We start from the raw sequence: 14387 nt of genomic DNA, 5'->3' as shown, positions 1-14387 counted from the left end.
GAACCTTGTTCTAACAAATCCCGCATCACCGTGTATTTTCGGTCCCTTCGCGATTTGTGTGGGTTGCTGGTGGGCGGCGGATTGAATCTTCTACCAGATATTGTGGTCACAACATAAGGCGCGTCTGTCGCGGAGACCTCAAATATCGCAGCGTCAGACGCGCCGAGCCTGTTGAGCTGCGGCAGTTTTTTTGGATAGGGTGAAGCTTCCTGAAACCAGCGGATGAGGAGGTATTCATGGGTCCCGAGACAAGTTTGTTCACGACAGCTCTTGGCCTGCAGGCTCCGTGGAGTGTCACGGACGTACGTTTTGACGCCAAACTCAAAGAGATCCACTTTGACGTCCGCTTCAAGGCGGGAAGTCGATTTGCTTGTCCCTCCTGTGGCGCGCCCGATCAGCCCGTCCATGACACGCGATCCAGGATCTGGGAACACCTGCGTTTTTTCGAGCACAAGGCTTTCATCCATGCCGATGTGCCACGTGTTGCTTGCAGCCAATGTAGCAAGACCGGACAGGTTCCGGTCCCCTGGGCGCGCAGTGGCAGCGGTTTCAGTCAGTTGTTTGAAGCCTTTGTGATTGCGCTGGTGCGACAGATGCCGGTGAAGGCTGTTGCTGATATGCTTGATGTTGGTGACGATCGCCTCTGGCGGGTTCTTGACCATTACGTGTCGTCAGCGCGAGATCGCGAAGACTTCAGCGCCGTGACCGCCCTTGGGATTGACGAGACAGCTGCGCGCCGCGGGCATAATTACATCACCCTATTTCACGACCTTCTGGCCGGCAGGCTTCTCTTTGCCTGTGAAGGACGTGATGCAAAGACTGTGGCGGCTTTCGGTGAAGATCTGCGCGCCCATGGCGGTGATCCCGATGCCATCTCCGCTGCCTGTATCGATATGAGTAGGGCCTACATTTCTGGCGTCGCAAAGCATCTGCCGAACGCGGATGTTACCTTCGACCCATTCCATGTCATCCAACTGGCCAATGTGGCGCTTGAAGAGGTTCGCCGCGCCGAAGTACGCAGCAGACCTGAGTTGAAACACAGCCGCTGGATGTGGCTCAAGGACAAGAAGAGATGGACGAAGCGGCAGATCACACAGCATCATGATCTATCTCGGATGCACCTGAAAACAGGACGCGCGTTTCGCTTGAAAGAGGCTTTGCGCGACATCTTTGCTGAAGCCGAGTCCAAGGCAGAGGCCGAAGAACGGCTTACCGCCTGGTTTCAATGGGCGCGCCGCAGCAGGCTGCCAGCATTCAAGAAACTCGCTCTGACACTCAAGGCGCACTGGGATGGTATACTTAACGGTTTTGACAGCGATCTGAGCAACGGCGCTGTCGAAGCCATCAACGGCCTCATTCAGGCCGCAAAGGCTCGGGCGCGCGGGTATCGCAAAACCCGCAACCTCATCAACATGTCATACCTCATCGCAGGCAATCTCACCCACTTACCAGCGTCACCCTACCGCACAACATCTTGTGCCACAGGCAAATGAACGGAAACCAAGCCACCCACACAAACCGCGAAATAGCCACTTTACTTTCAAATGTTAGCTTGGAAAAATCAATTAACCTCTCTGGGCTAGGTACGGATAATTTTTTAAAATCCTGTGACTTATTCGAATCAAAGTATGCTAAATCGTTTAGCCTCAACTCACCCAAACGTTCATGGAACCTAAACTCGTACTGGCTCCAGTCGTCAACTCCACCCTTGAATGCTCCAAACTTCTGAACTAAATCTTCTTTCTCGGAGTCATTGAGTAAATGCAACGCCCATGCATTCCAAGCTTTTCTATTATTTTCATGTAGCTCTTCATCAACTTCAACGTTCTTCTGCTCACCGAAGAGCGTTGCAAGTACATACCAAGGATTCGCGGAAGCATTTAGGTATTCATTCGACGCCAAAATCGCTAACCCTCCAAGTGCTGCACAATCAATCTACTTAGGTGCGAACCATGTTCTACATCTGTCTCGGGGTGAAGATAAAACGTATTCTGCTTAGTTATAACTACGGTAGCGTACCCCTCCTACCCCACCCGCGCAAGCGCGGTAGGGCTTCACATCCCCCCCATCCCGGCGTATAGCGCCCTCTGACCCAGATTAGGAGCCGTTCGGATGCAAGGCAGTGCTAACCTCAACCTGATGATCAAGGCCGCCCGCAAGGCAGGCCGCGCTCTGGTCAAGGACTTCCGCGAGGTCGAGAACTTGCAGGTCTCCAGCAAGGCCGCAGGCGATTTCGTCAGCCGCGCCGACATCACCGCCGAAAAGATCATCCGCGAAGACCTGATGGAAGCGCGCCCCAATTACGGCTGGCTGGCCGAAGAATCAGAGCCCGTCGCAGGCACAGACCCCACCCGCCGCTGGATCGTCGACCCGCTGGATGGCACCACCAATTTCCTGCACGGCCTGCCGCATTGGGCAGTGTCCATCGCGCTGGAATTCAAGGGCGAGATCATCTCGGCTGTGGTGTTCGACCCGGCGAAGGACGAGCTTTATGTCGCCGAAAAGGGTGTCGGCTGTTTCATGAATGACAAGCGCCTGCGCGTGTCGAACCGGAACACGATGATTGAGTGCATCTTTGCGACCGGCGTGCCCTTTGCCTCCAAGAAAACGCTGCCCGCCACGCTGCATGATCTGGCGCAACTGATGCCCGCCTGTGCCGGTGTGCGGCGCTGGGGGGCGGCGTCGCTCGATCTGGCCTATGTCGCGGCGGGCCGGTATGACGGGTTTTGGGAGCGCGAATTGCAACCGTGGGACATTGCCGCCGGACTGCTTCTGGTGCGCGAGGCGGGCGGCTTTACCGCCCCGATCCGCGAGGGTGAAAGCATCCTAGATCGCGGCGAAGTGATTGCCGCGAATACCGAGATTTTCCCTAGCTTCGCCAAACTGATCCGCAAACGTCCGGACTAAACGCCCCGCAACGGGGCACCCTGCCCCACGGCCTTAGCGGCGGATAAACGCGTCCGAGAACCCCATGCCGCGCACGGAGCCGAGCGCAGAATGCGCCTCGGACGCCGTGCCGAACGGCCCCAGCGTCACCACATCATAGCCGCGTGCCCTGTGAACCTGCGCAGGCAGGCCAGCATTCTGCAATCTGGCCCGCAGCCGGTTGGCATTCGCGGGCACGTTGAAGCTGCCCACCTGAACCCGGTTGCCAGAGCTGTGCGCCGGGGCGACCTGTCCGCGCTGCTGCTGACCACCATCCGGCAAGGCGATGGGTGCATGCGGGTCATAGGACGGGCCATTATGGATCGGGTCGAGAAACAGCGCCGGGCTGGTCACGCAGCGCACCAGCGGGCGGCCCAACGTGGTATCAACCAGCTGCCCGAACGGCGCGCTGGCCGGACAGGACGGGTGACGCCCTGACGCATCGGCGCGCGGCAAAGCAGGTCTGCGCTGCGTGCGCGCCGGGGTCTGGCGCACAGGCGCTGCGGCCCTTGGTTGCGGCACGGGTACAGGGGCCGTGCGGGTCTCGATGCGCGGGGCTTCGACCACAGGATCCTGGGGGGGGGGGCGTGTCAGCGACGGGCGCCTCTGCGACCGGGGCCTCCTCCTCTGTGACCATGTCGGCAATCGCATCCGCACTGGGTGTGCCGTTGCAGACCGGCTGGCGATCCGGCCCGTAGCGCGGAACCCACGTCACTTCGCCCCCAAAGGTCGAGCGCAGGAACACGCAGCCCCGGCTGTCAACATATTCACGGCCCTCAAATCCGGCAGGTGGCAGCTCTGCCGGGTCCAGCCCGTTTGTCTGTGCATGGCCCATCGATGCGACAGCCGCAGCGACACCCAATGCAATCCAAAAACTTTTCATCAAATAACCCCCATCGCAACGCGACAAGGATGCACCCGGACCCGTGGTAAAGTAAAGGCTAATCGCAGATCAGACCACTCTATACTGTGCCAAATATACGATCACCCGCATCCCCTAGCCCCGGAACGATATATCCCTTCTCATTCAGGTGCGAATCGACCGAAGCGGTGACAATGCGCACATCGGGATGTTCGCGCGCCATGCAGGCCACGCCTTCGGGGGCCGCAAGCAGGCAGATCAGGCAAATATCCGTGGCACCTGCGTCTTTCAGCAGGGCAACCGCTGCTGCAGAGGAATTGCCGGTCGCCAGCATCGGGTCGACCGCGATGACCAACCGCCCCGACAGATCGGGTGGCAGTTTGCAGTAGTATTGCACTGGGCGCAGGGTTTCTTCATCGCGGTACAGGCCCACAAACCCCACCTTGGCGGTCGGGATCACATCGAGCACACCATCCAGCAGCCCATTGCCTGCCCGCAGGATCGACACCACAACCGGATCGGCCCCCGCCAGCATCGGCGCGTCCATCTCGGTCAGGGGCGTGGTGATGGTCTGGGTCTTCAACGCAAGGTCGCGCGCCGCCTCATAGGTCAACAACAGGCTGATCTCACGCAGCAGGCGGCGAAAATCCGGTCCGGGCGTGCGCGCGTCGCGCATGAGTGATAGTTTGTGCTGCACAAGCGGGTGGTCAACAAGGGTCAGCTTCGGATGGGTCATGTGGCCTCCAGTTTCTTGGCTAGGGCGGCGCGGGTCTGTGCGTCACAGAAGGCCGCAGTCAAGGCAGTTTGGTTGACTTGCGCGAAATCCTCGGCTTGCCACTCGAATGCGTCAGCAAGTGCCTGATATTCGCGGTGCATATCAGTGTGAAAGAACGGCGGATCATCGGTGGACACGGTCACGCGCACCCCTGCGCGGCGCAGCCTGTCAATCGGGTGTGCCTTGGTGTCGGGGTAGATGCCCAGCGCGATGTTAGAGCCGGGACAGATTTCCAGAACGGTGCCATGCTCGGCCAGATACGCGACCAGCGCGCGGTCTTCAATCGCGCGCACCCCATGCCCGATGCGCGTGACATGCAAATGCTCCAGCGCCGCGCGCACCGACTCTGGCCCGCCCCATTCACCGGCATGGGCCGTCAGGCCAAGCCCGGCTTCGCGCGCGGCGTCGAATGCATACGCAAAGTCGCTTGGGTGAAACTGCGCCTCATCCCCGGCAATCCCGAAGCCGGTGATAAACCCGCCAGCTGTTTCCTGCGCACACCGCGCGATCTGGCGGGCCTGTTCTGGCCCGAAATGACGAATGCAGGTGACGCAACCACGCAGGGTGATGCCCATTTGCGCCTCTGCTGTGGCGGCTGCCACCTCGATCGCGGCCAGATAATCACGCCATGCAATCAGATCACCCCCACCACAAAAATCAGGCGAGACAAAGGCTTCGGAATAGATGATGCCGCTTTGCGCCGATTGCTCCAACACCGCAAGCGTCAGATCGTGAAAGTCCTGCGGGCTGGTCAGCACCGTGCAGGCCGCCTCATAGACGCGCAGAAAATCGGGAAAGTCGCGGTAGGCATAATTGCCATCCTCATCAAATATCGCTGACAAATCGACCCTCTTGCGTGCAGCAAGGTTGCGAATAAACGCAGGCGGCGCCGCCCCTTCAAGATGCAGGTGCAATTCCAGCTTGGGCAAGCCGCGCAGATCCGTCATGGCAAAAAACTCCGTCCGGGGCCTTGGGCAGGAACGCCCAGATGCGCGGCGATGCTTGCGGCAACATCTGCAAAAGCGCAATGCCCAATCTCGCCCTCTCCCGTGCCCGCCACCAGAACCGGCACCCGTTCGCGGGTGTGGTCCGTGCCGGGGGCCGTGGGGTCATTGCCGTGATCGGCAGTGAAGACCACCATGTCCCCCGGTTGCAGCCGCGCCAGCGCCTGCCCCGCAACTGTATCAAACTGCTCTAGCGCGCGGGCATAGCCTGCCACGTCGCGGGGATGTCCATACAGGCTGTCAAATTCGACGAAGTTGCAAAACGTCAGGGAATCGGGCGGTGCCGTATCAATCAGCCGGAGAAGATGCGCGTAAAGCTCCATGTCATCCTTGCCCTTATGCACCTCGTCTATGCCTTGCCCCGAAAAGATGTCCCCGACTTTGCCCACAGCCAGCACGCGCCCGCCAGCGGCCTGCACCCAATCGCACAGGGTCGGTGCAGGGGGCGCTATGGCAAAATCGCGCCTGTTTCCCGTGCGCGCAAAACCTTGCTGCGCATCGCCCGAAAATGGCCGCGCAATCACGCGGCCCACGCGCATATCATGCAGAATGGGTGCCAGTTCGGCGCACAGGTCATATAACCGTTGTAACCCGAAGGCCTGTTCATGCGCCGCGATCTGAAACACACTATCGGCCGAGGTGTAGCAGATCGGCCAACCACTGCGCAGATGCTCTGGCCCCAGATTCTGAACAATCGGTATGCCCGCCGCGTGGCAATTCCCTAGAATGCCTTGCGTCCCGGCCAAGGCGCAAACCTGTTCAACCAACGCATCCGGGAATGCAGGTGTGGTCTTGGGGAAATAGGTCCACTCCCACGGGACAGGCACACCCGCCAGTTCCAAATGGCCCGAAGGTGTATCCTTGCCGCGCGACACTTCTGTCGCCGCCCCCCACCGCCCCGATGGCACGGCCTGCAACCCCGGTGTCTGCGCCCCCGAGGCAAGCCGGATCGCAGCCCCAAGGCCCAGCCCATCCAGAACCGGCAGCGCAAGCGGCCCGCTGCGTCCGACTTCCGCCTGCCCCGCAGCGCAGGCTTGCGCGATATGGGCCAGCGTATTGGCACCTGTATCGCCAAAATCCGCCGCATCCGGCGCGCCGCCACAGCCGACGGAATCCAGCACAATCAGAAATGCACGCGCCATCAGGTCCGGTCCATATGACCGATGCCAAAGGCCCCCGGCAGCAACTCGGCCACGGTCACAGTATGACGCGCGCCAGACAGGGACATCATTGTCACGAGCACATCAAGCCCTGCGAATTCGGCAATCTTTTGGCGGCAACCGCCGCAAGGCGGCACCGGGCTTGGACTGTCGGCCACGACCACTATTTCGGCAATCTGCGTCTCGCCCGCGGCAACCATCGCGGCGATGGCACCTGCTTCCGCGCATGTCCCTTCGGGATAGGCCACATTCTCGACATTGCAGCCCACGAACACGGCCCCTGATCCAGACCGCAGCGCAGCCCCCACTTTGAAATGCGAATAGGGCACATAAGCGTTTTCGCGCACCTTGCATGCGGCATCATAGAGCGTCATTCTTGCCTCCAGCGATTTTGCCGATTTTGCGCCGCGCGCCCCCGCTTTGCAAGCCAAAGGCAGCGTACCGTCGAAAAGGAATGCACAGCCTTTGGGAAAACCGGGGCTTGTCGTCAGAAAATAATTGTTTAATGCTAAACCATCGCTGCGGGAGGGAGAAAACATGCCTGACAATCCATCCGATGATGCCCGTCATCCGGCACTTTTGTATCACGAATTTCCCCGCCCCGGTAAGCTGGAGGTGCGCCCGACCAAGCCCTTGGCGAATGGCTATGACCTGTCACGCGCCTATTCACCCGGCGTGGCCGAAGCCTGTATGGAGATCAAGGCGAACCCCGAAAACGCAGCGCGCTACACCATACGCGGCAATCTGGTGGCGGTTGTCACCAATGGCACGGCAGTGCTGGGTCTGGGCAATATCGGGCCGCTGGCTTCCAAGCCGGTGATGGAAGGCAAGGCGGTTCTGTTCAAGAAATTCGCTAATATCGACTGCTTCGATATCGAGCTGGACGAATCCGACCCCGAGAAACTGGCCGAGATTGTCTGCGCGATGGAACCCACGTTCGGCGCAATAAATCTGGAAGACATCAAGGCCCCTGATTGCTTCATCGTCGAGAAAATTTGCCGCGAGCGGATGGGCATTCCGGTGTTCCATGACGACCAGCACGGCACCGCGATCGTGGTCGGTGCAGCGGCCACCAACGCGCTGCGCGTGGTGGGCAAACGCTTTGAGGACATCAAAATTGTAAGCACCGGCGGTGGCGCTGCCGGGATCGCCTGCCTGAACATGCTGGTGAAACTGGGCGTAAAACGCGAAAATATCTGGCTGTGCGACATTCATGGCCTTGTCCATGAGGGGCGCGAGCTGGATATGAACCCGCAAAAGGCGGCCTTCGCGCAAGCCACGGACAAACGCAGCCTGAGCGAAGTGATAGAGGGCGCTGATTTGTTTCTGGGCCTGTCCGGCCCCGGCGTTCTGACCCCCGAACATGTCCAGAAAATGAGTGCGCGCCCAATCATCTTTGCGCTTGCAAACCCGACACCAGAAATCCTGCCTGAAGCCGTCCGCAAGGTTGCCCCTGACGCGATCATGGCCACAGGCCGGTCTGATTTTCCCAATCAGGTTAATAATGTTCTGTGCTTTCCGTTCATTTTCCGGGGCGCGCTGGATGTCGGCGCAACCGAGATCAATGACGCCATGCAGATTGGGTGTGTGGAAGGGATCGCGGCACTGGCCCGCGCGACGACCAGCGCCGAAGCTGCAGCGGCCTATAAGGGCGAACAACTCAGCTTCGGGCCGGAATATCTGATCCCCAAACCTTTCGATCCGCGCCTAATGGGGGTCGTGGCAACCGCTGTGGCCAAGGCGGCCATGGAATCGGGTGTTGCCAAGCGCCCTGTGGCGGATCTGGTGGCCTATAAGGCCGGGCTGGATGCCTCGGTCTTCCGCTCTGCCATGATCATGCGCCCTGTGTTCGAAACCGCACGCCAGACCGAGCGCCGGATCGTGTTCGCCGAGGGCGAGGATGAACGCGTCTTGCGCGCCGCATCCGCCATGCTGGAAGAAACCGTCGAAGTGCCAATCCTGATTGGCCGCCCCGAGGTGATCGAGATGCGGCTGGAACGCGCGGGCCTGTCCATCAAGCCGGGCCGCGATTTCGAACTGGTCAACCCGCAAGACGACCCGCGCTACCGTGACTACTGGCAAAGCTACCACGCCCTGATGGAACGACGCGGCGTGACCCCGGACCTTGCCCGCGCGATTTTGCGCACCAATACCACCGCCATTGGTGCGATCATGGTGCATAGGGGCGATGCCGACAGCCTGATCTGTGGCACATTCGGGCAATTCTTGTGGCACCTGAATTACGTCAGCCAAATCTTGGGCAATGCCGAGCGTCATCCGGTCGGGGCCTTGTCGCTGATGATCCAGCAAGAAGGCAACCTGTTCATCGCCGACACACAAGTCCATCCAAACCCAACGCCAGAACAGATTGCGGAAACCGCCATCGGGGCGGCGCGCCATGTGGGCCGGTTCGGGCTGGCGCCCAAGATTGCGCTATGCTCGCACAGTCAGTTTGGCAATCTCGACACACCGTCCGGGCGCAACATGCGTGCCGCACTGGAGTTGCTCGATGCGCAAGGTGTCGATTTCGACTATGAAGGCGAGATGCATGTCGATGCCGCCCTCGACCCCGAATTGCGTGCACGCCTGATGCCGAATGCCCGCTTTGCAGAGCCGGCGAATGTCTTGATTTTCGCCAATACCGATGCGGCCAGCGGGGTGCGCAATATCCTGAAGGCGCGCGGCGGCGCACTAGAGGTGGGCCCGATCCTGATGGGCATGGCCAACACAGCGCATATCGTCACCCCCTCGATCACCGCGCGGGGCCTGCTGAACATGTCCGCTCTGGCCGGGACACCTGTTGCGCAATATGGGTAGGGTTTTCCAAAGGCAGATTTGCAAACTTTTCCCGACAGCCGTGTAACCCGCCCTGATTACGCTCGGTTTGCAAAATTTTGCAGTGACTCCACGTATGTTTTGCAAAGTAATTGAAGATTACGCCTCGTGTTGCCGGTAACAGCCATTGCAGCAGCGCGCGTCTGTCGTCTATTGCTTTGCATAGCTTAAATCTTGGGAGGGACACGCATGCGCTACGCTACGCTTCACCAGAAATCGATCACCGACCCAAACGGGTTCTGGATGGAACAAGCGCAAGCGATTGACTGGGTCAAGCCCCCATCAAAAGCGCTCTTTGACGACAATGCCCCCTCGTATGAATGGTACAGCGACGGGCTTGTGAACACGTGCTGGAACGCCTTGGACCGCCATGTCGAAGGCGGGCGCGCGGATCAGGTTGCGGTCATCCATGACAGTCCTGTGAAAAATTCCATCACGCATCTGACCTACCGCGAAATGCGCGATCAAGTGGCCAAGCTGGCGGGCGCGTTGGCGGCGAAAGGCGTGGTCAAGGGCGACCGCGTCATCATCTATATGCCGATGGTGCCAGAGGCGTTGATGGCGATGCTGGCCTGCGCGCGACTGGGGGCCATCCACTCGGTGGTTTTTGGCGGGTTCGCGGCGCATGAACTGGCTGTGCGCATCAATGACGCCAAGCCAAAATGTATGATCGCGGGTTCTTGCGGGATCGAGCCGGGACGCGTGGTGGCCTATAAGCCCCTGCTGGACGGCGCGATTTCCGAGGCGACGCACAAGCCCGACTTCTGCGTCATCTTGCAGCGTGACGCGCATCAGGCCGACCTGATCGAAGGGCGCGACCACGACTGGGCCGAATTCGTCAAGGACGCCGCACCTGCCGATTGCGTGCCGGTAGAAGGCAACCATCCCGCCTATGTTCTGTATACATCTGGCACCACAGGCCAACCCAAGGGCGTGATCCGCGCAACCGGCGGGCATTTGGTGGCGCTGAACTGGTCGATGAAGAACATCTACAATGTCGATGCGGGCGAGGTGTTCTGGGCCGCATCAGACGTGGGCTGGGTCGTGGGGCACAGCTATATCTGTTATGCGCCGCTGATCGCAGGCAACACCACAATCGTGTTTGAGGGCAAGCCCGTCGGCACCCCCGATGCAGGCACGTTCTGGCGCGTCATCTCCGAGCATAAAGTGAAAAGCTTTTTCACCGCGCCCACAGCCTTTCGCGCCGTCAAACGCGAAGACCCCAAGGGCAGCTTTGTTGGCAAATATGACCTGTCTTGCCTGAAGACCGTCTATCTGGCAGGCGAGCGCGCAGACCCGGACACAATCATCTGGGCGCAAGACCAGTTGAAAGTGCCGGTGATCGACCATTGGTGGCAGACAGAAACCGGCTGGGCGATTGCAGCCAATCCCGTCGGGTATGAGGCGCTGCCGGTCAAAATCGGCTCGCCCGCTGTCGCCATGCCCGGTTATGACCTGAAAGTACTGGATGAGGGCGGCCATCCGGTTAGCGCCGGCACACTGGGGGCAATTGCCATCAAGCTGCCCCTGCCCCCCGGCACCCTGCCAACATTGTGGAACGCAGCAGAGCGTTTTCGCAAAAGCTATCTTGATCAATTTCCCGGATATTACGCCACGGGTGACGCGGGCTACATGGATGAGGACGGCTATATCTACATCATGGCGCGCACGGATGACGTGATCAATGTCGCCGGCCACCGTTTGTCGACAGGGGCCATGGAAGAGGTGCTTGCCAATCACCCCGATGTTGCAGAATGCGCCGTCATTGGTGTGTCGGACGAGTTGAAAGGCCAGTTGCCGCTGGGCTTTTTGTGCCTGAACTCAGGCACAGAGCGCCCGAATTCCGAGATTGTCGCCGAATGCGTCCGGCTGGTGCGCGACCAGATCGGGCCGGTTGCGGCGTTCAAGCTGGCGGTCGTGGTGGACCGTCTGCCCAAGACCCGCTCGGGCAAGATCCTGCGTGCAACGATGGTGAGCATTGCTGATGGCAAGCCATTCAAGATGCCCGCAACAATCGACGATCCGGCGATTCTGGAAGAAATCAAGATGTCATTGCAAGAGCTTGGCTACGCCAAATCATAAGCACGCGGAATACTGAAATTCTGAAAGCGGTGTTGTGGTTGGCATTCTTTTCAGGGTAATATACTCTCATAGAGATTGAATAGACTTCTATTAAACACAACCTCTTAGTGTTCTAGTTTCCAGTTACCGCGAAGGCCACCATGATCGCGCAGTTATATGAAGAGACACGACTGGACGAGCTCTTGTCGCTTGGTGGTGCCGAGTTGAGAGATCATTTCCTGGCCGACATCCAGCGCTGCCAAGCACAGCTATCCCAAAGCATGACCCTTGCCGCAAGTGATCAACGGAAAGGTCTTGAACAGTCCCGGCGTGTCTTGCACGAGTTGCGCGGCATTTCCCTGACAATCGGGGCGGCCCCTCTGGTCAAACTCTGCGCCGAGGCCGAGGCGTATTGCGACATGGGCAGCCTGCAAGATGTTATCGACAGACACGCTGATATCCTGACGATGTGTGCAGCACTTAGCGACCGGATTTCGGCGCATTCGGCGGGACTGTCATGACGACTGCCCCCCAACCGACATTCCCGATAAAGTTGCTGCTGGTCGAAGATACACCCTCTTTGCAGATGCTCTACCATGCCGTTTTGAAAAAGGCAGGTTACCCCGCGATATGTGCGTCAAACGGGGCCGAGGCATTGGCCAAGTTCGACGAATACCGGCCCGGTGTGGTCCTGCTGGACCTGATGTTGCCAGATATGGATGGCATGACCATCATGCGCAAAATGATGGCGCAGCAGCCCGGAACACGCGTCATCGTCATCACGGCAAACGGGTCGATCGACAAGGCGCTGGACGCAACCCGCAAAGGGGCCCATGACTTTCTTGTAAAGCCGCTGGGCGACATGCGCCTGGTCGGGGCCGTTGCCAATGCCTTGTCCGAATATCGCGCCCAGACTGGCGCGGCAAAGGCGCTGCAACACACGCCCTATGATCTGCCGCTCGCAGATTTCATGGGCGGGTCGGATGCAATGCGACAGTTGCAAAACAAAATCAGCGCCGTCGCAAAATCTATGGCACCGGTTTTCATCCTCGGCGAGAGGGGGACCGGAAAGAAAACCATTGCCCGTATGGTGCACAAGCAATCCGCGCGCGCAGAGAAGTCCATTGTAAGTGTCAATTGCTCTGCTCTGGAAAGTGCCGCGCTTGAGGAGGAGTTGTTCGGCACCAGCAGCCAGCCCGACACAGCAGGGGCAATCCAAAGGGCAAATGGCGGCACATTGCTGCTGGAAAACCCGCAAGACATGAGTCCTGACCTACAGGCACGGCTTGTCGCAACCCTGCAAACCGGAAGCCGCATTCCAACGGCCGGTGGCGCACCCGTGCCGGTCGACATGCGCCTGATCTGCTGCGCGCGCGCGCATCCCAACACCGAAATGCGTGCAGGCCGCCTGAGCGAGGATTTGTATTACCGCCTGTTCGTCATCCCTCTGAGTGTGCCGCCCCTGCGCCAGCGTGGTGACGATATCACACGGCTGGCGCAAGGCTTCCTAAGCCGGATCGCCAAGCAGGAAGGCAAGACCTTCACCTCTGTTTCAGACGATGCGGCACGGATTATGCGCAAACACCAATGGCATGGCAATTTACGTGAATTGATCAATGTTCTGCGCCATGCCGTTGTGCTGTATCCGGGGCCAGAACTGGTCAGTGCGATGCTGCCCGAAGACATGACAAACAGCCCGCAAACATTCGACGGCGCAGCGCAGCGCAATACCGAGATTGTTGGGCTGGAAGCGGCGACAAAGGGGCTGACAATGGCCGAGATCGAGCAACGCGCGGTCATGGCAGCGATTGAACGGCATGGCGGATCAATCCCGCAGGCCGCGCGCGAACTGGACATCGCCCCCTCGACCATTTACCGCAAACGCGATGTCTGGACAAAACCTGAATCCTGATCTTGCGCGCAGCATTCTGATCACAGGCTGCTCCTCCGGGATCGGCTATCATGCGGCGCATGCGCTACATGCGCGCGGCTGGCGCGTGTTCGCATCCTGCCGGTCCGAAAGCGATTGCGCGCGGTTGCGCAGCGAGGGGCTTGAAACTGTGGTGCTGGATTACACCGATACCCCCTCGATCCATTCTGCGGTTGCGCATGTGCTGGAGTGCACAGGTGGCAGAATGGATGCAGTGTTCAACAACGGCGCATACGCCATTCCCGGTGCCACCGAAGACCTGCCCACCGATGCCCTGCGCGCCCTGTTCGAGGCCAATTTTTTCGGTTGGCACGAATTGACGCGGCAGGTTTTGCCGGTGATGCGGGCGCAAGGGCATGGCCGCATTGTGCAGAACTCGTCTGTGCTGGGGCTCGCGGCGCTGAAATGGCGCGGGGCGTATGTGGCGACGAAATTTGCGCTGGAAGGGCTGACAGATGTGCTGCGGCTGGAAATGGCGGGCACTGGCATCCATATCTGCCTGATAGAGCCGGGGCCGATCACCTCGCGCATCCGCGAAAACTCGATCCCGCATTTCGAGGCATGGATCGACTGGGAAAACAGCCCCCGCGCCGATCAATACCGCGACAGCCTGCTGACGCGGCTATATGACAAGCGCGATCCCGATTTTTTCGAGCTGCCACCGCAGGCAGTTACCCGCCGCCTGATTCACGCACTGGAAGCAAAACGCCCCAAGCCGCGCTACTATGTCACCACCCCCACGCGCCTGTTGGGAACTATCCGGCGGGTCTTGCCGACGCGTGCCCTTGACTGGATTCTGGGCAGATTATGAACTTGCGTCACATTTGGGGTCGCA

Annotated in this window: 14 protein-coding genes; 7 read left to right on the top strand and 7 right to left on the bottom strand. The window is 59.6% G+C overall.

Going from position 1 to position 14387, the window contains the following annotated elements; all coding sequences use genetic code 11:
• Positions 1-236: 236 nt before the first annotated feature.
• Positions 237-1493 carry an ISL3 family transposase gene (locus tag BD293_RS04115; RefSeq protein WP_142079999.1) on the top strand — a complete coding sequence of 419 codons (1257 nt, stop codon included), beginning with the start codon at positions 237-239 and terminating at the stop codon, positions 1491-1493.
• Here the strand turns inward: BD293_RS04115 and BD293_RS04110 are convergent.
• Positions 1438-1902 carry a hypothetical protein gene (locus BD293_RS04110; protein ID WP_142079998.1) on the bottom strand — a complete coding sequence of 155 codons (465 nt, stop codon included), beginning with the start codon at positions 1900-1902 and terminating at the stop codon, positions 1438-1440. The two genes, BD293_RS04115 and BD293_RS04110, sit on opposite strands and share 56 nt — an antisense overlap.
• A 210-nt stretch (positions 1903-2112) precedes the next feature.
• Here BD293_RS04110 and BD293_RS04105 point away from each other — a divergent pair, with 210 nt between their 5' ends.
• Entirely contained in the window at positions 2113-2907 is a 795-nt protein-coding gene (locus BD293_RS04105; protein WP_142079997.1) for an inositol monophosphatase family protein, read from the top strand.
• A gap of 33 nt (positions 2908-2940) precedes the next feature.
• Here the strand turns inward: BD293_RS04105 and BD293_RS22610 are convergent, their stop codons facing one another.
• The 6 genes from BD293_RS22610 to BD293_RS04080 form a co-directional block, all read right to left on the bottom strand.
• Positions 2941-3279 carry an SPOR domain-containing protein gene (locus tag BD293_RS22610; protein WP_170207056.1) on the bottom strand — a complete coding sequence of 113 codons (339 nt, stop codon included), beginning with the start codon at positions 3277-3279 and terminating at the stop codon, positions 2941-2943.
• Between the two features lie 31 nt (positions 3280-3310).
• Positions 3311-3808 carry a hypothetical protein gene (locus tag BD293_RS22605; protein ID WP_170207055.1) on the bottom strand — a complete coding sequence of 166 codons (498 nt, stop codon included), beginning with the start codon at positions 3806-3808 and terminating at the stop codon, positions 3311-3313.
• Between the two features lie 79 nt (positions 3809-3887).
• Positions 3888-4523, bottom strand: coding sequence for a uracil phosphoribosyltransferase (gene upp, locus BD293_RS04095; protein WP_142079995.1), 636 nt, complete (start codon positions 4521-4523; stop codon positions 3888-3890).
• On the bottom strand, positions 4520-5509 hold the full coding sequence (locus BD293_RS04090) for an adenosine deaminase (RefSeq protein WP_142079994.1): 990 nt from the start codon (positions 5507-5509) through the stop codon (positions 4520-4522). Before BD293_RS04090 ends, upp begins: the two co-directional genes overlap by 4 nt.
• The gene (locus BD293_RS04085; protein WP_142079993.1) at positions 5506-6708 is read right to left on the bottom strand and encodes a phosphopentomutase; all 1203 of its coding nucleotides are present in this window, start codon (positions 6706-6708) and stop codon (positions 5506-5508) included. The genes BD293_RS04090 and BD293_RS04085 overlap by 4 nt, the downstream gene beginning before the upstream one ends.
• On the bottom strand, positions 6708-7100 hold the full coding sequence (locus tag BD293_RS04080) for a cytidine deaminase (protein WP_170207054.1): 393 nt from the start codon (positions 7098-7100) through the stop codon (positions 6708-6710). The genes BD293_RS04085 and BD293_RS04080 overlap by 1 nt, the downstream gene beginning before the upstream one ends.
• Before the next feature lie 163 nt (positions 7101-7263).
• On the opposite strand from BD293_RS04080, the gene BD293_RS04075 reads away from it, so the two are divergent.
• From BD293_RS04075 to BD293_RS04055, 5 genes are all read left to right on the top strand, one after another.
• Positions 7264-9543 (top strand): NADP-dependent malic enzyme, encoded by a 2280-nt coding sequence (locus BD293_RS04075; protein ID WP_142079991.1) that lies wholly within the window; start codon positions 7264-7266, stop codon positions 9541-9543.
• A 207-nt stretch (positions 9544-9750) separates the two neighbouring features.
• Positions 9751-11643 (top strand): propionyl-CoA synthetase, encoded by a 1893-nt coding sequence (locus BD293_RS04070; protein WP_142079990.1) that lies wholly within the window; start codon positions 9751-9753, stop codon positions 11641-11643.
• Between the two features lie 140 nt (positions 11644-11783).
• Complete coding sequence (locus tag BD293_RS04065) at positions 11784-12143, top strand: Hpt domain-containing protein (RefSeq protein ID WP_142079989.1); 360 nt, start codon at positions 11784-11786, stop codon at positions 12141-12143.
• Positions 12140-13534, top strand: a complete 1395-nt coding sequence (locus tag BD293_RS04060; protein WP_142079988.1) for a sigma-54-dependent transcriptional regulator — start codon at positions 12140-12142, stop codon at positions 13532-13534. The genes BD293_RS04065 and BD293_RS04060 overlap by 4 nt, the downstream gene beginning before the upstream one ends.
• Positions 13509-14363 carry an SDR family oxidoreductase gene (locus BD293_RS04055; RefSeq protein WP_142079987.1) on the top strand — a complete coding sequence of 285 codons (855 nt, stop codon included), beginning with the start codon at positions 13509-13511 and terminating at the stop codon, positions 14361-14363. Before BD293_RS04060 ends, BD293_RS04055 begins: the two co-directional genes overlap by 26 nt.
• Positions 14364-14387 lie beyond the last annotated feature (24 nt).

This window comes from Roseinatronobacter monicus, assembly GCF_006716865.1.
In the GTDB taxonomy this organism is placed as follows: domain Bacteria; phylum Pseudomonadota; class Alphaproteobacteria; order Rhodobacterales; family Rhodobacteraceae; genus Roseinatronobacter; species Roseinatronobacter monicus.
The sequence above is the reverse complement of the archived record's forward strand: the minus strand, read 5'-3'. Positions and strand labels throughout refer to the sequence as shown.